At 55.3% G+C, this 22,427-nt stretch carries 20 protein-coding genes; 12 read left to right on the forward strand and 8 right to left on the reverse strand.

All coding sequences use genetic code 11. From position 1 onward, the window contains the following. The first annotated feature begins 2 nt into the window (after positions 1-2). Positions 3-1,007: a fimbrial protein gene (locus IYV58_RS15620; RefSeq protein ID WP_195729125.1), complete on the forward strand. Its 1,005-nt coding sequence runs from the start codon at positions 3-5 to the stop codon at positions 1,005-1,007. Between the two features lie 44 nt (positions 1,008-1,051). Continuing rightward, positions 1,052-1,579, forward strand: coding sequence for a fimbrial protein (locus IYV58_RS15625; protein ID WP_004119337.1), 528 nt, complete (start codon positions 1,052-1,054; stop codon positions 1,577-1,579). A 37-nt stretch (positions 1,580-1,616) separates the two neighbouring features. On the opposite strand, the gene IYV58_RS15630 is transcribed toward IYV58_RS15625, so the two are convergent. After that, complete coding sequence (locus IYV58_RS15630) at positions 1,617-2,168, reverse strand: tyrosine-type DNA invertase (protein ID WP_004119335.1); 552 nt, start codon at positions 2,166-2,168, stop codon at positions 1,617-1,619. Between the two features lie 402 nt (positions 2,169-2,570). Between IYV58_RS15630 and IYV58_RS15635 the strand changes: the two genes are divergently transcribed. Continuing rightward, positions 2,571-3,242: a helix-turn-helix domain-containing protein gene (locus IYV58_RS15635; protein WP_049114254.1), complete on the forward strand. Its 672-nt coding sequence runs from the start codon at positions 2,571-2,573 to the stop codon at positions 3,240-3,242. A gap of 86 nt (positions 3,243-3,328) precedes the next feature. Here IYV58_RS15635 and IYV58_RS15640 read toward each other — a convergent pair whose 3' ends face one another. Further along, complete coding sequence (locus tag IYV58_RS15640) at positions 3,329-4,237, reverse strand: DUF535 family protein (protein WP_004119326.1); 909 nt, start codon at positions 4,235-4,237, stop codon at positions 3,329-3,331. 305 nt (positions 4,238-4,542) lie between these two features. Here IYV58_RS15640 and IYV58_RS15645 point away from each other — a divergent pair, with 305 nt between their 5' ends. Both IYV58_RS15645 and IYV58_RS15650 read left to right on the forward strand, forming a co-directional pair. Continuing rightward, on the forward strand, positions 4,543-4,683 hold the full coding sequence (locus IYV58_RS15645) for a hypothetical protein (protein WP_004102786.1): 141 nt from the start codon (positions 4,543-4,545) through the stop codon (positions 4,681-4,683). Positions 4,684-4,961: 278 nt separating this feature from the next. Then, on the forward strand, positions 4,962-6,299 hold the full coding sequence (locus tag IYV58_RS15650; RefSeq protein WP_142445623.1) for an L-cysteine desulfidase family protein: 1,338 nt from the start codon (positions 4,962-4,964) through the stop codon (positions 6,297-6,299). A 92-nt stretch (positions 6,300-6,391) separates the two neighbouring features. On the opposite strand, the gene IYV58_RS15655 is transcribed toward IYV58_RS15650, so the two are convergent. Next, entirely contained in the window at positions 6,392-7,810 is a 1,419-nt protein-coding gene (locus IYV58_RS15655) for a Na+/H+ antiporter NhaC family protein (RefSeq protein ID WP_087828217.1), read from the reverse strand. Continuing rightward, complete coding sequence (locus IYV58_RS15660; RefSeq protein ID WP_004119311.1) at positions 7,803-8,990, reverse strand: trans-sulfuration enzyme family protein; 1,188 nt, start codon at positions 8,988-8,990, stop codon at positions 7,803-7,805. The genes IYV58_RS15655 and IYV58_RS15660 overlap by 8 nt, the downstream gene beginning before the upstream one ends. A 446-nt stretch (positions 8,991-9,436) precedes the next feature. On the opposite strand from IYV58_RS15660, the gene IYV58_RS28350 reads away from it, so the two are divergent. Together IYV58_RS28350 and cspF are read left to right on the forward strand one after the other, a co-directional pair. Then, positions 9,437-9,607, forward strand: a complete 171-nt coding sequence (locus IYV58_RS28350; protein ID WP_216356110.1) for a YnfU family zinc-binding protein — start codon at positions 9,437-9,439, stop codon at positions 9,605-9,607. A gap of 183 nt (positions 9,608-9,790) precedes the next feature. Next, complete coding sequence (cspF, locus tag IYV58_RS15665) at positions 9,791-10,003, forward strand: cold shock-like protein CspF (protein WP_071988214.1); 213 nt, start codon at positions 9,791-9,793, stop codon at positions 10,001-10,003. A 48-nt stretch (positions 10,004-10,051) separates the two neighbouring features. Here the strand turns inward: cspF and IYV58_RS15670 are convergent, their stop codons facing one another. Then, entirely contained in the window at positions 10,052-10,924 is an 873-nt protein-coding gene (locus IYV58_RS15670; protein ID WP_195729126.1) for a LysR family transcriptional regulator, read from the reverse strand. Positions 10,925-11,030: 106 nt separating this feature from the next. On the opposite strand from IYV58_RS15670, the gene budA reads away from it, so the two are divergent. The 3 genes from budA to IYV58_RS15685 are packed head-to-tail and all read left to right on the forward strand — an operon-like array spanning position 11,031 to position 14,294. Continuing rightward, positions 11,031-11,810, forward strand: coding sequence for an acetolactate decarboxylase (budA, locus tag IYV58_RS15675; protein ID WP_004119304.1), 780 nt, complete (start codon positions 11,031-11,033; stop codon positions 11,808-11,810). Then, the gene (alsS, locus tag IYV58_RS15680) at positions 11,782-13,500 is read left to right on the forward strand and encodes an acetolactate synthase AlsS (RefSeq protein ID WP_211172100.1); all 1,719 of its coding nucleotides are present in this window, start codon (positions 11,782-11,784) and stop codon (positions 13,498-13,500) included. Before budA ends, alsS begins: the two co-directional genes overlap by 29 nt. Before the next feature lie 23 nt (positions 13,501-13,523). Then, positions 13,524-14,294: a (S)-acetoin forming diacetyl reductase gene (locus tag IYV58_RS15685; RefSeq protein ID WP_004119299.1), complete on the forward strand. Its 771-nt coding sequence runs from the start codon at positions 13,524-13,526 to the stop codon at positions 14,292-14,294. A 56-nt stretch (positions 14,295-14,350) separates the two neighbouring features. Here the strand turns inward: IYV58_RS15685 and IYV58_RS15690 are convergent, their stop codons facing one another. The 3 genes from IYV58_RS15690 to IYV58_RS15700 form a co-directional block, all read right to left on the reverse strand. After that, entirely contained in the window at positions 14,351-15,421 is a 1,071-nt protein-coding gene (locus tag IYV58_RS15690) for an ABC transporter ATP-binding protein (protein WP_004119295.1), read from the reverse strand. Beyond that, the gene (locus IYV58_RS15695) at positions 15,414-17,183 is read right to left on the reverse strand and encodes an ABC transporter permease (protein WP_112164811.1); all 1,770 of its coding nucleotides are present in this window, start codon (positions 17,181-17,183) and stop codon (positions 15,414-15,416) included. The genes IYV58_RS15690 and IYV58_RS15695 overlap by 8 nt, the downstream gene beginning before the upstream one ends. A 71-nt stretch (positions 17,184-17,254) precedes the next feature. Next, positions 17,255-18,343, reverse strand: coding sequence for an ABC transporter substrate-binding protein (locus IYV58_RS15700; protein WP_004119286.1), 1,089 nt, complete (start codon positions 18,341-18,343; stop codon positions 17,255-17,257). Positions 18,344-18,839: 496 nt separating this feature from the next. Between IYV58_RS15700 and IYV58_RS15705 the strand changes: the two genes are divergently transcribed. After that, entirely contained in the window at positions 18,840-19,922 is a 1,083-nt protein-coding gene (locus IYV58_RS15705; protein WP_004119284.1) for a malate/lactate/ureidoglycolate dehydrogenase, read from the forward strand. 237 nt (positions 19,923-20,159) lie between these two features. Further along, complete coding sequence (fdhF, locus tag IYV58_RS15710) at positions 20,160-22,310, forward strand: formate dehydrogenase subunit alpha (protein ID WP_195729127.1); 2,151 nt, start codon at positions 20,160-20,162, stop codon at positions 22,308-22,310. Positions 22,311-22,427: the final 117 nt, after the last annotated feature.

Raw genomic sequence — 22,427 nt, forward strand, 5'->3', positions numbered from 1 at the left:
ATATGAAACGAGTCCACGTCCCCCTTATGCTGGCCATCCTTATCGCGAGCGCTGCCCATGCAGATAACGGCTATTATTGCCCCAGTTCCCCGTCCACGCCGTATATCCAGCAGCTTGCGCAGATCGCGGTATCGCAGTCGCTGCCGGTTGGCAGCGATATTCCCGGCACTCAGCGGGTGTTCACCTTTAGCGGAAACTGCAAAGATCGCCACGGTTGGGCTCCCGTCACCCCCGGCCACCCCATTATCGCCTGCTATTACGGCAGCGGCGAAGAAGTGGCGGGTTTCCCCGGGGTCTATAAAACCGGGGTCGAGGGGATCGGGATTGCGCTACAAAATAGCGCCGGTCGGAGAATCAAAGGCGCCGGCAGCGACTGCGATACGCGTGGGGATGCGCTGGGGTATGTCTCCAGCGACGGCAATCTGACCTTTGGCTATACGGTTAAACTGGCGCTGGTAAAAACCGGAGAGACCGCCATTAGCGGCACGCTCGACGTCGCGCAAACCAAATTCGGTATGGGTGCCTACGATACCGGCCTCGGCATCGGTAGTCAGGGCCAGCAAAACTTTATAGGTTATGCCGGAGATATTGTTTATAAAGCGGTAAGCTGCATCGTGCCCTCGACGCTCACCGTCACCATGGGCGCGATCCCGGTCAGCCAATTCTCCGGCCCCGGCAGCACCAGCGTCGAACAAAACCTCCAGATCCCGGTGCGGTGCGATGATAAGGTCGCCGTGAATACGTCTATCAGCAGCCAGAGCTACCTTTCGCCGACGCTCGGCGTAGTGGCCTTAAGCAATGAAACCGGCGTGGCCGAAGGGATCGGCGTCCAGGTGCTCCATAACGGTTCACCCGTCCAGTTTGATCGGTTTTTCCCGGTCGGCACCATCCCTGAGGCTGGAGCATCGATAACCCTGCCGCTCACCTTTCGCTATTACCAGAACGCGCCGGCGATCCATCCCGGCCGCGCCAACGCGGTGGCAACCTTAACGATGATGTACAACTGAATTTATCCCGTTCCCGGTTCTAATTGGTTACTAAGGAGTCGATAATGAGAATTATCGCCAGCCCGGCCGCTATCACGTTATTTACGGCGATTGCGTCATCATCGCCCGTTAATGCAGCGGATGTTACCCTGTATATCAACGGGGATATTGTTGCTTCCTCCTGCACCGTCGAGAACAACGGTATCTATAATATCGACCTCGGACATAATATTCCCAGCCGTCGGCTCAGCGAGGCCAACTCTTATTCAGCGTGGAAAGCGTTTTACGTGACGTTGAGCGACTGTCCTGTCGGGACATCAAGGGTGACCGCGCACTTTACCGGCCCTGTCGACGGTACCGACCCTGGTCTCTATGCCAACGTGAACCGCCCTGACAGTTCACGCAATGTTGCGATAGAACTCCAGCGTATAACCGGCTCGGTTAATGCCGGCAGCGGAAAATCGATTGCCGTCGATGTTGATACTCGCCGTCAGGCTATATTCGACATGCGGGCGCGCATCTTTAGCGTCGCAGGCGGCGCCACCGCGGGGAATATCAGCACCATGGTCGTCATGAATTTTACCTACAACTAAAGGGTATCTGGCTCTTGTCGGGCCAGATACCCTGGCGTCAGAGGGTAATGGAGTTAAAGCGCGCTGGATTGCTCGCCGTATACAGTACGGTATGTTGAATATTGCGATGACCGAGATAATCCTGAATCAGTCGGGTATCCACGCCCTCTTCCGCAAGCGCATAGCCGCAGGCGTGACGCAGCATATGCGGATGCACCGGCACGGCAATTCCGGCCTGTACGCCATAGTTTCGCATCATGACGTGAATTTGCTGTCGCGAAAACGGCGTGCCTTTTCGCGACAGGAACAGCCACGGAAGATCGGCGTTTAAACAGCCCGTACGCTTAATCAGCCACTGGCTTAACGCCAGCTGTTCACGGGGCTGAAGAGGATGAATGGTGGAAAAGCCATTTTTTAAACGCCGAATGGCGATTCGCTGACTGGATAAATCAATATCACTCACTTTTAAAAAACGTAATTCACTTACGCGCAGTCCATGAATAAAACACATGAGTAGCATGCAATAATCACGCAGCGAGCCATCCTGCTGCTGCGAAGCATGAATTAAAGCTTCTACTTCTTTTTTGCTTAAGTATTTTCGTTTTTTCATAGCCAACCTGACGGTTTCTTCAATGGAGCCCTTAAGGTCCGGCTCTTATATTGACTCTGCTCATGGCGACTGGCAGTCCATTATTGAGCAACCCTTTATTGCTGAATATCCTGCATGCGGTTAATGGTTATGAACGCTATCGCCCAATAATATAAAACATCAGGAATAGCCCAAACATCATCTATATAAAAATAAAACCCAATAGATTTAGTGGTTACGTAAATAAGGAGATTTATAAACTTATGCTATTAATATTTATCTTAAGTCTGATGAGGCGGCAAGTTTTTTTAAGTCTATGCGTAGACTCATTGAGGGTTTATCCGCCCCTCGCCGTCATTGATAATGCTGTTGCAACACTTTGCTGTTTTTGGGAGTTATCTTTTTCATAAGGAAATCATTAGCATGGAAACAATCCCCCGTATACAACACGATACTGACCTGCTGCGCACCATCACCAAACCTCTGCATGACATTGAAAAAATCATTCACTTCCTGGCGCCAAAATGTAACAAAATGTTAATGGAAAAAAGAAGAAACATCGGCATTGTGAAAGAAAACCAGCATCAATGTTTGGTTTTATTCAGAGGCACCATGTCTTTATATCGCAACAACGACGGACTCGTCATCAACTCTGAAACGGGCCCCTTCATCTTTGGCATAAATAGTCAGCTGCGTTTTTCTCGCCATATTTATCTGCGCACCCAGGAGGCCTCGACAATTGGCCTCATCTCTATTAATCACGCCCATAATATCATCGCTGAACAGCAGCTATGGGAAAACGTCACCCGCCTTCTGGAATATTCTTCAGCTAAAGTCTACGCCCATTGCTTTAAGGTTTCTAAGCTTTCCTGTTATGAAATTATTGTCCATCAGCTCATAGAATTAAACAATGAACCGGTGGCCATCAAAAATAAAACTACCGCCGCCAATTATATTTTGTCGCGAACCTTTTTGTCGCGCAGCGGTGTCATGCGAACCCTCGCTAAATTAAAACAGCTAGGGGCCATTGAGCTCTATCGCGGCGTGCTGGTCACGATTAAGCAACTGCCGCCCAGCCTCAAGCTTAGCGAATAATTTCGCCGGTGGCCTTCAGCGCATGTTTACCCCGATATTGCCGGCGGGCAGCCCCCTGCCCACCGGCAAATGCGCAGCAAGAGTAATCAGCCGCTACGGTTCACGCAAATATCGCGTAGCGCGGCGGCAAGATCCAGCTGCGCCAGCTCTTTCAAGCCTTCTCGCTTGATAAACTGGCTGCGGTGCTTGCTTTTTACCTCTTCCAGGCTTTTCTTTATCTCGCTCGGCGGTAATTTGTACCAGCCGCGCCGATGCTTCTCGCCGCCAATTTCCAGCCAAAGCTCAGAATAACTGGTTTTTACTCTCTCGCTTTTAACATGGTAATGGCTGTCAATCGCATAGATTTCCTTGATATTGAAATGCGACAAGAAGCCGTACAATAGCGTGATAATTAAGTTTTTCGGGCGAATGCCGTAAAGCTCTTTGGTCAGCGCCTTAACTTCTTCATTATCAATGTCTTTCCCCCCCTGGATACCGCCAATCCACGCCTGGCCATCTGCGGTGCAGGAAAAACAGATACTGTAGACGCGCCTATCGCCGAGGAACATTAACAGCATCAGCTCCCCCTCCTCCTGAAAAGGGGATGCCAGTAGCTTCACATCAATACAGGCACCGTTTTTCAGCGGAATAGCGATTAAAGAACGACCGAACGCCGCCATATCGTACAACTGCGGCAACGCCTCGGGACGGAAGGTTTTCTCTATAAAATTCAAAGCGCCATGAGCAATATTGAGCTTCGCTCTTTTTGACATCTTTTTATTTAAATAGGCCTTGAAGGGTTTATCTTCAAAGTTAACCAGCCCCTCGGTTGCGCCGGTTAATTTCGCGCAAGTGTAGTTTTCACATAATGTCTGATATTCCTTATATTTCCCTCCGACTAGCGATATCTCGCGGCATTTACGCAATGCCTTTTTATAGTTGAGTTTAACGTGACAAATAAATTTATTATTTTTCCGCCATTCTTTGATAGCGGCTACTGCGGTTGTCGAAGCCATTGACCATAATCCATAGATACATCCATAAGCCCGCCAATATTAGCATAGTTTACACAAGTCAATGTTTAACCCACCGTTCGTTGTCGATTCGTTTAATAAATAATTTGCTTAGCACTAAAATAATCGCCGCCAGTTTCTGAAATAGTCTTTCAACTATTATTATTGGTAGGGTATCGGCTATTCCTGCTTTAACAGAACCTACCTGCACTTACCGCTATGTGCTGCCGGCGCGCAGGCCAGGTGCATCCCCCTGCCGTTTTGCCTATACTTGCTCACGGTCAAAACTGAACTTAAGTGGGTAACGCATGGAAATTGATCTCGATAACCTGGTCTTTAGCGGACTGGAAGAAGCGCAAGAGCGCAACGCTGAACGTCTTGAAGATGCCGATAAAAAAGCGCAGGCCATTGTCGCCGACGATGACTGCGGCGACGCCTGTAAGATCTAACCGCTAAACCGGCAATCCTGCCGGTTTTTTTGCCCACCTCGCCCCCCGCTGCGGCTATAAAAACGCCTTCAGCGCGCCTTTCAAAGAAAATTTTTCTCCGGATACGCCATTTTACAAATTTAACGTGCAACTTTTTTCTCTGCCGGGTGGGGTAATATTCTGGCTATCGTCCCTGTCGGTCATACTGCCCTCCCTCGGCCCACAGGCGTAAATCCACGTCGGGAAAGAACGCTTTTCGCTCGACGGACATTTTTCTGTACCGACCCAGAGGCTCAGTCATGTCATACCGGGAAGATCATGCTCAATGGAACGCCTTTATTCACGCCCTGAAACAGGAAGTCAAACCCGCGCTGGGGTGTACCGAACCGGTCTCCGTCGCCCTCGCCTGCGCCGTGGCCGCGCGGCAGCTCTCCGGCGCGGTGGTGCGCATTGAGGCGGCGGTTTCGCCGAATTTAATGAAAAATGGCATGGGCGTGACTATCCCGGGGACGGGAATGACCGGCCTGCCTATCGCCGCGGCCCTCGGCGCCATCGCCGGCGATCCGCAGGCGAATCTCGAGGTGCTGAAGAGAGCCACCCGGCGGGAAATGGACGCCGCCAGGGCGTTGCTTGAGGCCGGCGCCGTGCGCGTGGTACTGCAGGAACCCTGCGATGAAATTCTGTACGTTCGCGCTAAGGTCTACGCGGGGGATGAGCACGCGACGGTGACCATCATCGGCGACCACACCAACGTCGTGGCCATTGAAAAAATGGGCCACTCCCTGTTTATCAAGCACGAAAGCGCGGCCAGCGATCGTGGCATTGACCCGCTGATGCAGGTTGCCCGCAGCTCGCTGCGCGATATCTACGATTTCGTTTGCGAGGTTCCTCCGCACGAGATCGCGTTTATTCTCGAAGCGGGTGCGATGAACGACGCTCTGTCAAAGAAGGGCCTGGTTAAGGAGTGGGGTTTGCATATCGGCCCGACGCTGAAGCGCCAGGTCGACAACGGGCTGGTTTCCGACGATATGTTTACCGAGATCCTCTACCGGACCAGCGCCGCGTCGGATGCCCGAATGGGCGGCGCATCGCTGCCGGCGATGACTAACTCTGGTTCCGGCAACCAGGGTATTACGGCGACCATGCCGGTGGTGGTGGCCGCCGAACGCCTTAACGCCAGCCAGCAGCAGCTGGCCCGTGCGCTGGCGCTCTCGCACCTGGTCGCCATCTATATCCATTGTAAACTCCCGCGCCTGTCGGCCCTGTGCGCCACCACCACCGCTGGGATGGGCGCGGCGGCGGGGATTATCTGGTTAATGAACGGCAGCTTCGACACCATCGCCATGGCGATCAACAACATGATCGGCGACGTCAGCGGCATCATTTGTGATGGCGCTTCCGGCAGCTGCGCCATGAAGGTCTCCACCAGCATCTCTTCCGCCTGGAAGGCAATTCTGCTGGCGCTGGATAATTCAGTCGTTTCCGGCAATGACGGCATCGTCGATCGCGATGTGGAAAACTCGATTGCTAATCTTTGCGCCATTGCCGGGCGGGCCATGCAGCACACCGACCGGCAAATCATCGAAATTATGGCGCACAAGCGTTATCAGGCGGTAAGCGCCGGGAACGAAGCATAACGCGGGGTGAAGAATTCTACACTGGCGTTATTTACCGCGGCGCATTTTCTGGAGCAATAACTTTAGGCGCAACCCGTGGTTAACTTTATGAACTAAAGAGTAAAACCGACGATTAAATAGACCATGAGCGCCAGACTTCCCGTCACCAGGGCGTAGGGCATTTGGGTACGAATATGCTCAATATGGTCACAGTTGGTCGCCATCGAGGCGACGATGGCGTCGCTGGAGATCGGCGACGTCATATCGCCAAAAATTGAGCCGGATATCGCCGCGCCGATCATAAAGTGCGGGTCGATGCCTAACGAGACCCCCAGTTGAACGCCGATCGGGATCATAATGGCGAAGGTTCCCCACGAGGTGCCCGTCGCCAGCGACATGACTGCGGCAATCAGGAAGATAAAGCCGATCGAGAATCCGGATGGGATCACGCCGGAGGTAATAGAGGCGATATACTGCCCGGTATTCAGTTCCGCTGAAATATGCCCCATCAGGAAAGCCAGGATCATGATTGAGCTAATTTTCACCATGCTGGCGTAGCCGATGTACAGCTCTTTGAAAAAGTTCTCAACGTTCAGAATACCGCGCGCGCGGAACCAGATAAAAGAAACAACAGTACCAAACATGACGCCGGAGTAGACCGACATCGAACCGCTGCCTTTGGAGAACTGTCCGTCGCCGGTAATATACAGCACCACCGGGACCATTAAGACAGTGGAAAGAATCGGAATAAAGAAGTTGAGCAGCGAGTGACAGGCCGGGTGATCGATAACCGGGTCCGCTTCGTCAGCCCCCTGCTCTTGCTCGATTTCCATCAGCGCGGTTTCAAACTTTAGCTCCGCCTTTTTCATCGGCCCCCAACCGTAGCCGGAGAGAATATAAAACAGCACCGAGGCCAATGAAAACCAGGCCATCGTGTTCCAGATCATTGAGCTTGCCAGGACTTCAAAAGGCTCGCCGGTCAGGTAACCCTGCGCAATCTGCACTCCGATAACGCCCATCATCGCCGCCCCCCAGCCGTTGATCATCACCGACGAGCAGACCGACACGCAGGAGGTCTGGATAATATAGGACATCTTTTCCGGCGAGACTTTATAGCGCCGGGCCAGGTTTTTTGTCGAAGCGCCGGCGATCAGCTGGTTTATCGAGCTCTCGATAAAAATCAACGAGGTCACCAGCATCGCCAGCAGCTGTACCGATTTTTTATTGGTGACAAAATCGTTTTTTTCCGAGAGAAACTGCACCAGCTTACGCACCCCGCCGGTCACCACGATCAGCCGCATAATGCCGCCGATCATCACCATAAACACAATCGTTCGCGCGTTACCGGCGGAGGCGAAGGTTTCGATAATCCCATTCAGGGTGCCGCCAACCCCCTGGATAATACTGTGGTTAATCACCGCGTAGCCGACAAAAATACCGGTCAGCAGCGAGAGGATCACCTGGCGGGTCAGGATCGCCAGAATAATCGTGACCAGCGGGGTAATGATCGTCCAGATACCGTAGTCATGCATGATGATTATCCTGTGTGATGTCCATAGCGGCGAAAGCAAACTCCAGGTCTTGCAGCAAATCATCGATATGTTCGATGCCGACGGAGAAACGCAGCGTCGTGTCGTAAACCCCGATGGCTTCCCGCTCCTCTTTTGACATCGCCCCGTGGGACATGGAAGCCGAATGGTTGATCATGCTCTCCACCCCACCCAACGATTCCGCCAGCACAAAATAGTGCAGACCGCCGATAAAGCGTTTCAGGCTCTGGATATCCCCCTTCAGCGTCGCGGTCACCACCGCGCCGCCCGAACGCATTTGCTGCCTGCAAAGTTGATGCTGCGGGTGAGATGGCAGGCCCGGGTAGTAGACGCTGGCTATCGCCGGATGATTTTCCAGATATTCCGCCACCCGCTGCGCATTGCCGCACTGACGCGCCATGCGCAGATCCAGCGTTTTCATTCCGCGCAAGGCAAGATAGGCATCGAATGGCGAAGCAATAGAGCCGAGAGTGGTTTTAATGAAATCAAGCCGGGACGCCAGCGCTTCGTTATTGGTTATCACCGCGCCGCCAATTAAATCTGAATGCCCGCCGACATATTTACTGGTAGAGAGCATGACCATATCCGCCCCCATTTCAAGCGGCTTATGGTTCCAGGCGCTGGCAAAGGTATTATCGACGCAGGTGGTAATGGCCCGTTGCTGGGCGATACGGCAAACCCGGGCAATGTCGACCAGTTCCAGTAAGGGATTCGTCGGCGTTTCAATCCAGATTAACGCCGTGTTTTCCTGAATAGTGCTTATCAGGCTTTGCTCATCATTCAGATCGATATAGGAAATCGTGACGCCGGTGGTATGCGTTTTTAATTTTTCAAACAGCCGCCAGGTTCCGCCGTAGACGCCTTTCATCGCGATAATATGGGCGTCTTTAGGTAAGAGTTCCATAACGATATTGGTGGCCGCCATTCCCGAGGCGGTAGCGGTGGCGTAAATGCCGCCTTCCAGTTCGGCGAGAGCCGATTCATAAGCTTTACGCGTTGGATTAGAGACCCGTGAATAACAAAATTCGCCACCTTCATACAGATTAGGTTGAATAAATGAGCTGGCCGTGACGATCGGTGTAAATATAGCATGGGTTACTGGATCGGACTGATTTCCAGCATGAACCGCCAGGGTAGCAATATCTTTAGTTCTGGTTTTCATAGGGTACACTCAAATTATTATCAGATATAAAATGTCATGAGTCTTTATTTTTGCGATCAGCGAAGCTGGCAAATAAAACAATCGCCAAAAATCCGTTTAATAGCCTGGAAAAATATGGCTAGCGCATCATTAACAGCGTGATTGGCGTTTTCTGACCACCGTTAAAATATATATCAGGCGGAAAAGAAAATTTTGCCTATTTTCCCTCTAATCAGCTAAAAATGGAGAAAAATGTTCTCTGACAACCAAAGCCAGCATCTTTTAATCTGTTGATATAAAACACTTTAATTTTAAAGGGTGATGCTAATCACAAAAATAGGGGAAAAATACTCTCTTACGCGCCTGACCAGGGCTGCGTTCGCGCGCCGCCGGCTGCGCAGAATGAGTTAGAGCTATTTGCCGCTAAATGCTGTATGGTCGTACGCTCTTAAATCAGGAAATATCATATGTCAGAACGCAAAGACGCTAAAACTCGCCGTAACTATCTCGTTAAATGCTCCTGCCCTAACTGCTCTCAGGACTCAGAACACAGCTTCAGCCGAGTCCAAAAAGGTGCGCAACTCATTTGCCCCTACTGCCATAAACTCTTTCAGTCCTCATCACGATCCGCTGCATAATTATTCCCTTGCCAGATGCCGATTGCCGATTGCCGATTGCCGCGCGTGATTGCGCAATAATCAGCCAGCGCCGAACTCATTTGGCAAAAAAACCCGCCTGCGCGGGTTTTATTTTGATTTGCATAGACTTCCCGCGCGCTTACTGTATAGTCGTGCCGGTTTTCATATTTAAAAGGTATTTATTTGTTCCAAAAAATGACAGGTATTGTCAAAGCGTTTGATAATAAAACGGGCAAGGGCCTGATAATCCCCTCCGATGGTCGTAAAGACGTTCAGGTCCATATTTCCGCATTATCGCCCGGCGAACCAACCATAATCAGCCCCGGAACCCGCGTCGAATTTCGTCGAGTCAACGGACTGCGAGGCCCAACCGCCGCCAACGTCTACCTTTCTTAAACAGTTTTAAAAAGCGTTAACTATTTCCTGTCGTCGTCACCCCACCGGTTAAAACATGGCCAGAAAACGCTTCACCGTGCGCGAGCGCTCGTAGCGCCGCCAGGCGATAGCGATGTCGGTTTTCAGCGGCGTACCCATCAGCGGGTGATAGCTCACGTTGGGGAGCGTGATGCAGGTCATCGACTGCGGCACCAGCGCAAAGCCGAAGCCAGCCTCCACCATGCTGAGCGACGATGATATTTGCGATGACTGAAAGGCTCGCTGCACGTCAACACCGGCGCGCAGATAGCTGTTGAACACCAGCTCATACAGGCCAGGGGCCACTTCACGCGGGAAAAGAATCGGCGCCACGTCCGTCAGTTGCTCCAGCGTCAGCTCGCGGTGGGACGATAGCGGGTGCGAACGCGCCAGGGCAATCACCATCGGTTCTTGATCGATAATCCGCAGATTGAACGCTTTACTGCTCTCGCAGGGCAGGCGTACAAAAGCAATATCCAGCTCCGCTTCGCCAAGCGCCCCCATCAGCGTCGCCATATTGCCTTCGACCTGATGCAGCGTCACCCCCGGATAACTCTGCTGAAACTGCTGTAACAGGCTAAAGATTTGCGGATGAAAAGCATCAGAGCTGGTAATGCCCAGCGAGAGCCGACCGTTCAGCCCGCGGGCAATTCCCTTGGTTTTTTCCAGCGCCGCGTCGCTTAACGCCAGAATCTGGCAAGCATCCTCATAAAACGACTCCCCCGCTTCCGTCAGCTCGACGCCCCGCGTTAATCGGCGGAAAAGCGGTGTGCCAATTTCTCTTTCAAGCCGTTGAATTTGCTGACTTAGCGGTGGCTGGGAGATACCAAGTTCTTTTGCCGCTTTAGTGAAGTGCCGCGCCTCGGCGACGGCGACGAAGTAGCGCAGATAACGAAGTTCCATATCGAAAACGTCTCAAACAATCATAGATTCTATATTGGAACTGTGAGCTGAATCGGGTCAACATTTATTTAACCTTTCTGATATTCGTTGAACGAGGAAGTGGGTAATGAACCATTCTGCTGAATGCTCTTGTGAAGAGAGCCTGTGTGAAACTCTACGAGGATTTTCCGCGCAACATCCCGATAGCGTCATCTACCAGACCTCTCTGATGAGCGCGCTGTTAAGCGGCGTTTATGAAGGTAATACGACCATCGCCGATTTGCTCACCCACGGCGATTTCGGCCTCGGGACCTTTAATGAACTGGACGGCGAGCTGATCGCGTTTAGCAGCGAAGTTTACCAGCTGCGCGCCGACGGCAGCGCCCGCAAAGCCCGTATGGAACAGCGTACGCCGTTCGCGGTGATGACCTGGTTTCAGCCGCAGTATCGCAAAACGTTCGATAAACCGGTCAGCCGTGAACAACTGCACGACATCATCGACCAGCAAATTCCGTCGGACAATCTGTTCTGCGCCCTGCGTATTAACGGCCATTTTCGCCACGCCCATACCCGCACGGTACCGCGCCAGACGCCGCCATACCGGGCGATGACCGACGTACTCGACGACCAGCCGGTTTTTCGCTTCAACCAGCGCGAGGGTGTCCTGGTTGGGTTCAGAACGCCGCAGCATATGCAGGGCATTAACGTGGCCGGCTACCACGAACACTTCATCACCGATGACCGCCAGGGCGGCGGCCATCTGCTCGATTATCAGCTCGACCACGGCGTTCTGACCTTTGGCGAGATCCACAAATTGATGATTGACCTTCCTGCCGATAGCGCCTTCCTGCAGGCGGATCTGCATCCAGACAATCTTGATGCCGCCATTCGCTCAGTCGAAAACTAAGGAGATTCTCGTGGATAATCAACATCAACCGCGCCAGTGGGCGCACGGCGCCGACCTCATCGTCAGCCAGCTTGAGGCCCAGGGGGTACGCCAGGTGTTCGGCATTCCGGGGGCCAAAATCGATAAAGTCTTCGATTCGCTGCTCGACTCCTCCATTCGCATTATCCCGGTGCGCCACGAAGCCAACGCCGCCTTTATGGCCGCCGCGGTTGGCCGCATCACCGGCAAAGCGGGCGTCGCGCTGGTCACGTCCGGACCGGGCTGCTCTAACCTGATTACCGGGATGGCAACGGCCAATAGCGAAGGCGACCCGGTGGTGGCGCTGGGCGGCGCGGTAAAACGCGCCGACAAGGCCAAACAGGTGCACCAGAGTATGGATACGGTGACGATGTTTAGCCCGGTGACCAAATACTCGGTGGAAGTCACCGCGCCGGAAGCGCTGGCGGAAGTTGTCTCCAACGCGTTTCGTGCAGCCGAGCAGGGACGCCCCGGCAGCGCCTTCGTCAGCCTGCCGCAGGACGTGGTCGACGGGCCGGTCCACGCCAGGGTTCTGCCCGCCGGCGATGCGCCGCAGACCGGCGCGGCGCCGGACGACGCCATTGCGCGAGTCGCGAAGATGATTGCCGGCGCGAAAAATCCGATATTTCTGCTCGGCCTGATGGCCAGCCAGACGGAAAACAGCGCGGCGCTGCGCGAATTGCTGAAAAAAAGTCATATCCCGGTGACCAGCACCTATCAGGCCGCCGGCGCAGTCAATCAGGATCACTTTACCCGCTTCGCCGGACGGGTTGGTCTGTTCAACAACCAGGCAGGGGATCGACTCCTGCATCTCGCCGACCTGGTCATCTGCATCGGCTATAGTCCGGTGGAGTACGAGCCGGCCATGTGGAATAACGGTAACGCCACGCTGGTACATATCGACGTGCTGCCCGCTTACGAAGAGCGTAATTATACCCCGGACGTCGAGCTGGTCGGCAATATCGCCGCCACCCTGAACAAACTGTCTCAACGCATCGACCACCAGCTGGTGCTCTCGCCGCAGGCCGCCGAGATCCTTGTCGACCGCCAGCATCAGCGGGAGCTCCTCGACCGCCGCGGTGCGCACCTGAACCAGTTCGCGCTTCATCCGCTGCGCATCGTTCGCGCCATGCAGGACATCGTCAATAGCGATGTCACCCTGACCGTCGATATGGGGAGCTTTCATATCTGGATCGCCCGCTATCTCTACAGCTTTCGCGCCCGTCAGGTCATGATTTCCAACGGTCAACAGACCATGGGCGTGGCGCTGCCGTGGGCGATTGGCGCCTGGCTGGTCAATCCGCAGCGCAAAGTGGTTTCCGTTTCCGGCGACGGCGGTTTCCTGCAGTCCAGCATGGAGCTGGAGACCGCTGTACGGCTGAAAGCGAACGTCCTGCATATCATCTGGGTCGATAACGGCTACAACATGGTGGCGATTCAGGAGGAGAAAAAATACCAGCGGCTCTCCGGCGTTGAGTTCGGCCCGGTGGATTTTAAAGTCTACGCCGAAGCCTTCGGCGCCAAAGGGTTTGCGGTAGAGAGCGCCGAAGCCCTTGAGCCGACGCTGCGGGCGGCGATGGACGTCGACGGCCCCGCCGTCGTAGCCATCCCCGTGGATTACCGCGATAACCCGCTGCTGATGGGCCAGCTCCATCTCAGTCAACTACTTTGAGTCACTACAGAAGGAATCTATCAATGAAAAAAGTCGCACTCGTCACCGGCGCGGGCCAGGGTATCGGTAAAGCTATCGCCCTTCGTCTGGTGAAAGATGGTTTTGCCGTGGCTATCGCCGATTATAACGACGCCACCGCGCAGGCGGTCGCTGATGAAATTAACCGCAGCGGCGGCCGGGCGCTAGCGGTGAAGGTGGATGTGTCTCAACGCGATCAGGTTTTTGCCGCCGTCGAACAGGCGCGCAAGGGTCTCGGCGGTTTTGACGTGATCGTCAACAACGCCGGGGTTGCGCCCTCCACACCAATCGAAGAGATTCGCGAGGAGGTGATCGATAAAGTCTACAATATCAACGTTAAAGGCGTTATCTGGGGCATCCAGGCCGCGGTAGAGGCGTTTAAAAAAGAGGGCCACGGCGGCAAAATTATCAACGCCTGCTCCCAGGCGGGCCATGTAGGTAACCCGGAGCTGGCGGTCTATAGCTCCAGTAAATTTGCCGTGCGCGGCCTGACGCAAACCGCCGCCCGCGATCTGGCGCATCTGGGGATTACCGTAAACGGCTACTGCCCGGGGATCGTCAAAACCCCAATGTGGGCGGAAATTGACCGCCAGGTTTCCGAAGCGGCGGGTAAACCGCTGGGCTACGGAACCCAGGAGTTCGCCAAACGCATTACCCTTGGGCGGCTATCCGAGCCGGAAGACGTCGCGGCCTGCGTCTCTTATCTCGCCGGTCCGGACTCCAATTATATGACCGGCCAATCGCTGCTGATCGATGGCGGCATGGTATTTAACTAATAATAAATAAGCTCTGACATGGTTTGCCCCGGCGTCACCGCCGGGGCTTTTTTATTTCAACCTTTAGGGAAGATCCACAGGTCGCTGACGGGCAATGTCAGATGGCAACGCTCGGCATCGCGCAGCGCGCTGCCGTAGGCGCGTATGGCGAAATCATCGCCTTCGGTGCGAAACAGATACTCCCAGCGGTCGCCGAGGTACATGCTGGTCAACAGCGGCAGCGCCAGCATGTTCTCTTCAGGCGCGGAAGCGATGCGCAAACGCTCAACGCGGATCACCGCCGTCGCCTCTTCCCCCACGCTAACCCCTTCCCCCGCCATTCCCCATAGCGCCCAGCTGGCCCCCTCAATGCGCGCCCGACCGTTCTCCAGCGCGCTAACGGTGCCATGCAGGCGATTATTACTGCCCATAAACTCGGCGGCAAACAGCGTTTTCGGGCTGCCGTACATCTCCTGCGGGGTTCCCTGCTGCTCGATCACGCCGTTGTTAAGCAGCAGAATGCGATCGGAAATCGCCATCGCCTCATTCTGATCGTGGGTGACCATCAGCGCCGAAAGCCCCAGCTTGACGATCAGCTCGCGCAAAAAGACCCGCGCTTCTTCCCGCAGCTTGGCGTCCAGATTCGACAGCGGTTCATCCAGCAGGATCACCGGCGGGTTGTAAACCAGCGCCCTGCCGATGGCCACGCGCTGCTGCTGTCCTCCGGAGAGCTGATGCGGATGGCGACTGCCAAGATGCCCCAGCCCCAGTTGTTCAAGTACAGTCTGGACCCGTTGCTTGATCTCCGCGGCGGCAACCTTACGCAGCTTCAGCGGGTAAGCGACGTTTTCAAACACCGTTTTATGCGGCCACAGCGCATAGGACTGAAACACCAAACCCAGGTTACGCTCCTCGGCCGGAATTTCGCTACGCGGGTTGCCGTCATAGACGCGGGATTTTCCAATGGTAATAATGCCGCCGGTCGGCTTCTCCAGCCCGGCGACCGCCCGCAGCAGCGTGGTTTTTCCGCTGCCCGATGGCCCGAGCAGCGACACCACCTCTCCCCGCTTCAGTTCCATGGACACGCCCTTCAGTACCGGATTATCGCCATAGGTCAGATGCAGGTTTTCTACCGATAATTCAATCATGTAATTTCACTCCAAAGCGCAGGGCGATACCCAGACCGACGACCACCAGCAGGATATTAATAAAGGAGAGCGCGGCGACGATATCGATAGCCCCCGCCGCCCACAGCGAGACCAGCATCGAACCAATCGTTTCGGTTCCGGGCGAAAGCAGATAGACCCCGGTGGAGTATTCGCGCTCGAAGATAAGAAACATCAGCAGCCAGGAGCCGATTAAGCCGTAGCGCGACAGCGGCACCGTAACGTGACGGGTAATCTGCCCGCGCGATGCGCCGGTACTGCGCGCGGCCTCTTCCAACTCCGGCGCTACCTGCAGCAGCGTCGAGGAGATCAGCCGCAGGCCGTAAGCCATCCACACCACGGTATAGGCCAGCCAGACGCTAAAAATAGTATTACGCAGCGCGCGCAGTTGGACGATCAGATGCTCGCGCAGCCAGTCGGCCACCGGCAGCGCTGAGAGCCAGCCGTTTTTCAGCGACTGATCGAGCCACATCGGCAAAAACAGAAACACCCACAGAAACGCCAGCCCGGCCAGCAGCCCCGGCACGGCGCGCGGCACCAGTACGCTGTAGTCAAGAAAGCGCGTGACGTTATCCGGTTTACGGTGCATAGCGATGCCCACGAACAGATAGCAGACCACCGCCAGCGCGCCGCCGAACACGCCAATCGCCATGGAGTTAACGATGGCGCGCAGCAGGTTCGGCTGCTGCCAGATGCTACGGAACGTCGCCAGCGAGAGCTCATCCCATAGCGAAACGCCTACGCCCCAGTTTGAAATAAAGGCCCGCAGCGCCACGCCGATCAGCGGCACGCCGATGGTGACCGTCAGCCAGGCCACCACCACAATCCCGGCGACCCAGCGCCATTTCCCCAGCGGCAGCGCGCGGGCCTGGGACGCTTTCCCCTTCATGGTGACAAAGCGGTTGGCGGTGCGCATCAGGCGGCGCTGGAGCATTACCAGCGGAATGGTAATGCAGATCAGCACCACCGCTACCGCCGCCATCAGATGATACGAGGGGGTGCCGAGCTTGTTGGTGAGCTTATAAAGATAGGTCGCCAGCACCATGTTGCCTTCCGGGTCCCCCAGCACCAACATCAGGCCAAACACTTCCAGACCGAGGAAAAACAGCAGCACGCAGGCGTAGAGGACCGACGGTCGCACCATGGGCAGGCTCACCGACGTCATCACCTGCAGCGGCGATGCGCCAACCGTGCGCGCGGCCTCCTCCACGTCCGACCCGACGCTGCGCAGGGCGGAAGAGATATAGAGATAGGCATGCGGAACGTGCGTCAGTCCGGCAATCACCACGATGCTGAACATCGAATAGATATTCCACGGTACGAAACCGATCAGCTGTTCCGCCCATTGCGAAAAGAAACCTACCGGCCCGGCCGCCACCACGTAACCAAAGCCCAGCACCATCGGCGAAACGAAAATCGGCACCAGGATCAGCGGCTCAATAAACCGCCGCCCGGGTAAATCGGTGCGTACCATTAAAAAAGCGAGGATCCCGCCGAGGGGGATGGCGATCGCCACCAGACCGAAGGCGAGAATAAAACCGGATTTTAGCGCCAGATAAAAATCCGGGTCGCTAAAGATAAACGCGAAAGCTTCGAGGCTGAACGACTTCGAGCGGGCAAAAAAAGGCGCCGAGAGAAAGCTCTGCACCACGATAAACAACAGCGGGACATAAATCGCCAGCGCCGTCATCACGACGACGATACCGCGCGGCAAACCCTGCCATTTTCGACGTAAGACATTCATAAGCGATCCCTTTAAACCTGGCGGGCATTAAGCGGGCTGCGCATCCAGAAAAGAGACGCAGCGCCGGAGGGTTATTTCGCCGCGGCGGTACGCCACTGTTTGATAAATTCCAGACGTTGCTTCGGCTCAAGATACGCCAGCAGCGTTTCATCGACCGGAATCGGCTTCAGCGCGCTGCCGAGCATTTTGGTCATGCCGTCAATATCATTTTTACCTTCGATATCATTGCGCAGGGAGGGAATATCGGCTTGGTTCGCGAGGATGCTTTGCCCCTTTTCCGACAGCACGTAGTCAAACCACAGCTTCGCCGCATTAAGATGCTCGGCTTCTGCGGTAATAAAGGAGACTCGGGAGAGCACCAGCACGTAATCTTTCGGATATGAGATGCCAAGCGAAGGATCGGTTTTCGCCCTCGCCTCCGCGTAGGAACCGAGAATATTGTAGCCAATCAGGTTTTCACCGGAGGAGACGCGTTCCATCATCGTACCGGTGGACGATTGCACGGTCAGGCCGCCTTTCGCAATGCCCGCCAGATCGTTAAAGTAGTTGGCATCGGCTTTGCTGTCCTGCACCGCCAGCATAAAACCCAGCCCTGATTTTTCAATATCGTACGTGGTGACCTTGCCTTTGAATTTATCGGCCTGAGCGGAGATAAGCTTCGCCAGCGCGGTATGCGAGTCCGGGACATCCCCCTGCGGGATCAGCCGTTTATTATAGATAAAGACCACCGGCTCGTAGGTCGTGCCGTAGGCTTTCTGTTGCCAGACCGCCCATTTTGGCAGCTTATCCCGCTCCGGCGAGGCGTACTCTTCGGCATATTCAGTGGCAAGCTTCAGCGCCGTATCCATGGAAGAGCTCCAGACCACATCGCCGCTGCCGCCGCCCGCCGCCTGTTCGCTGATATAACGGTTGTACAATTCGGTACTGTTCATATCGTTATATTCAACTTTAATGCCGGGATATTGCGCCTCAAAGCCTTTAATTAACGGGCCTGCGGCCTTGGTATCGGTCGTTGAATAGATAACCACTTTGCCTTCTTTAATCCCGGCATCCACCACTTTTTGATAATCCGCTGGGTAGCCCTCAGGGACTGCGGCAAGAACCTGACCGGAGAATATTGCCGACAGTGAAATCATTAACCCACTAATTTTCATATACATAAAATCAACCTTTAGGTATCAATTATTAAACGTAAATTTAACATATAGCGGGACGTCAGAGCCTTGCAACGCCGGATTTTGTTTTTTTACGGCTTTTGTGACGCTGACGTAATTTAAAGGAAGATTCGTCGGATAAAGCGAAAGCGATTTACGGTCTGCGGTAGAAATATTAAGAAAAGATTAAGTTTTTTACATATATGGCTCGCCGGATATTGGCTTTGATTAACTACAATAATAAAAGTGACGCTCCATTTTACCGGCCAAGGGCGGTATAACGCGTCTCACTCAGCCGCTAACATAGGGGCTTGATCGCCCTGGCGTGGTTTATATATCATCAGGTTCAAGGATTTGTCTCCTTCCTCCCCGCAGCAATAACCACCAGCGAAAAGCCTTTAATACAAAATTCAAAACCTTGATCTTCTCCGTGGCTCAGCGCAGCATGGAAATGCAAACACACTAAAACAAGAATTCGCAACCCAATCACAGGAGAGAATCAGTGCAAACAGGACATCGCTTCCAGGCCACGGATCTGCATCACTTTGTTAAAACCCTTTTCACCCATATGGGAAGCTCCCTCACAGAAGCATCGCTTATCGCCGACCACCTGATTGCCGCTAACCTGGCCGGGCACGATTCCCACGGCGTCGGCATGATCCCAAGCTACGTACGCTCCCACGCGCAGGGTTATCTCCAGCTCAATCGCCACGCCAGCGTCATGAAAGACGCGGGCGCGGTGGTCACGCTGGACGGCAACGGCGGCTTCGGCCAGGTGGTGGCCCATGAAGCCATGCAGATCGGTATTGAGAAGGCGAAACAGCACGGTATGGCCGCCGTGGCGCTGCGTAATGCGCACCATATTGGCCGCATCGGCTACTGGGCGGAACAGTGCGCGGCCGCCGGAATGATCTCTATCCATTTCGTTAACGTCGTTGGCAACGTGATGGTCGCCCCATTCCGTGGGAAAGACAGCCGCTTCGGCACCAACCCGCTGTGCGTGGTATTCCCGCGCGCCGGCCATCCGCCGCTGCTGCTGGATTACGCCACCAGCGCCATCGCCTTCGGTAAAACCCGCGTCGCCTGGCATAAAGGCGTCCCGGTACCGGCGGGGTCGCTGATCGACGCTCGCGGCGTCCCTACCACCGACCCGGCGGTGATGCAGACGTCGCCGCTGGGGGCGCTGCTGACCTTTGCCGAACATAAAGGCTACGCGCTGGCGACGCTGTGCGAAATTATCGGCGGCGCGGTATCCGGCGGTAAAACTTCGCATCAGGAGACGCTGCAGGGCAGCGTGGACGCTATCTTCAACTGCATGACCACCATTATTCTCAGCCCGGAAGCGTTCGATGCGCCGGATATGCAGCGCGAGACCGAAGCGTTTATCGACTGGTGTAAACGGTCGCCGCACGACCCGGACGCGCCGATTCTGGCCCCAGGCGAGTGGGAAGAGGCTAACCGCCAGCAGCGTCTGGCGCAGGGGATACCGCTGGACGCCGGCAGCTGGCAGGCGATTTGTGCCGCCGCCAAAGAAGTCGGTTTACCCGCCGACACCCTCGCGCAGCTGCGCCAGAAGCTGGCCTGATTTTTCCCCGATGACGCCCGAACGGGCGTCATGTCATCGTCATTAGTGTCGACATCACCGCCGCCCCGCCTGCACCTTCCGACTATTCTATTTAAATTCAATAAGTTAAAATTTGGCACAGCCTATGCATAACGCTCCCGTCATCTGCCGGTACGCTGGCGCATGACGCCCTGACAAGGGCGGGCCGGGCCCGGCCTGTCCATTGTTGTTTATTCTCTGTTAACAGGTCTGTTACTGATGAAAAAAATCACGAGCGTTTGCCCTTATTGCGGGGCCGGTTGCAAACTTAAGCTGGTCGTCGAAAACAATAAAATTATCCGAGCCGAAGCCGCTGATGGCGTTACTAACCAAAATCAGCTGTGCCTGAAAGGCTATTACGGCTGGGATTTTCTCAACGACACCCAGCTGCTGACGCCGCGTCTGCAGCAGCCGATGATTCGCTATCAGAAAGGCGGCAAGTTCACCCCGGTAAGCTGGGATGAAGCTATCCGCTATACGGCGAAAAAACTGCGTGAAATAAAGGAGAAGCATGGCCCGCGCGCCATTATGACTACCGGTTCATCGCGCGGTACCGGCAATGAAACCAACTACGTGATGCAAAAGTTCGCCCGCGGGGTACTCAACACCAATAACGTCGACTGCTGCGCCCGCGTCTGCCACGGCCCGTCGGTAGCCGGCCTGCAGCTGGCGCTCGGCAACGGCGCGATGAGCAACTCGATTAGCGATATTGAGAACTCAAAATGCCTGCTGGTCTTTGGCTATAACTGCGCCGACTCCCACCCAATCGTCGCCCGCCGGGTGATTAAGGCCCGCGAAAACGGGGCGAAAATCATCGTCTGCGACCCGCGCCGTATCGAAACCGCCCGCATCGCCGATTGCCATCTGCAGCTCAATAACGGCAGCAACATGGCGCTGGTCAACGCCTTCGCTCACGTTCTGCTGGAAGAAGATCTCTATAACCACGACTACGTCGACCGCTTTACCGAGGGGCTGGATGCCTATCGTGAGATGGTGAAAGACTATTCCCCTGAAGCCGTCGAAGGCATCGTCGGCGTCCCGGCCGCTGAAATTCGCCAGGCGATGCGCATGTTTGCCGCCGCGCCTTCCGCCACGATTATGTGGGGCATGGGCGTCACCCAGTTCGGCCAGGCGGTGGACGTTGTCAGAGGGCTGGCGAGCCTCGCGCTGTTAACCGGCAACCTCGGACGCGCCAACGTCGGCGTGGGGCCGGTACGCGGGCAAAACAACGTCCAGGGCGCCTGCGATATGGGCGTCCTGCCGAATATGTTCCCCGGCTACCAGGACGTCACCGACCCCGGCGTTCGCGCCAAATTCGCCAACGCGTGGGGGATTGATCCGGCGAGTATGGACGACCAGGTCGGCACCCGGATCACCGAAGTGCCGCACAAAGCGCTGACCGGCGAGATCAAAGCCTACTACATCATGGGTGAAGATCCGCTGCAAACCGAAGCCGATTTGGGCCTGGTGCGTAAAGGGATTGAGGCGCTCGATTTCGTGGTGGTGCAGGATATCTTTATGACCAAAACCGCCGAAATCGCCGATGTACTGCTGCCCGCCACCTCCTGGGGTGAACACGGCGGCGTCTTTACCTGCGCCGACCGCGGCTTCCAGCGCTTTGAGCAGGCGATTATCGCTACCGGTAACGTTAAGCGCGACTGGGAAATCATCAGCCTGCTGGCCAGCGAAATGGGCTATCCGATGCATTACGATAATAACCAGCAGATCTGGGACGAAATGCGCGAACTCTGCCCGCTGTTCTACGGCGTCACCTACGAGAAAATGGGTGATATGAACCACGTCCAGTGGCCGTGCCCGACGCTGGATCACCCCGGTACGCCGTGGCTGTATAAAGATAACCTCTTCGATACGCCAACCGGCAAAGGCCAGCTGTTCGCCGCCCCGTGGCGCGCGCCTGCCGAGACGCCGGATGAAGCGTATCCGCTGGTGCTCTGTACCGTGCGCGAAGTCGGCCACTACTCGTGTCGTTCGATGACCGGCAACTGCGCGGCCCTGCAATCGCTTGCCGATGAGCCGGGCCGGGTGCAAATCAACCGCGCCGACGCGCAGCGCCTCGGAATCGCCGACCAGCAGCTGGTGTGGGTCAGCTCGCGGCGCGGTAAGGTGATTACCCGCGCCGACATCAGCGATCGCATTAATGAAGGCGCGGTGTATATGACCTATCAGTGGTGGGTCGGCGCCTGTAACGAGCTGACGCAGGATAATCTCGACCCGATCTCGAAAACGCCGGAAACCAAATACTGCGCGGTGAAGGTGGAGGCTATTGCGGATCAGCGCTGGGCCGAACAGTATGCCTGGACCAGCTATAGCGAGATGAAAGCCCGCCTGAAAGCGGCGGTGAACGTGTAAAACCCCGCAGGGAGATGCGCGCGTCTCCCTTCGTATCCACTTTTGCTCCCGGGGGCGGCGCTCAATGCGCCTTGCCCGGGCTACAAATTCTGCGCTTACCCGGGCTACCGGTCCGCA

This window comes from Klebsiella sp. BDA134-6, assembly GCF_015601345.1.
Taxonomy (GTDB): Bacteria; Pseudomonadota; Gammaproteobacteria; order Enterobacterales; family Enterobacteriaceae; genus Klebsiella; species Klebsiella grimontii.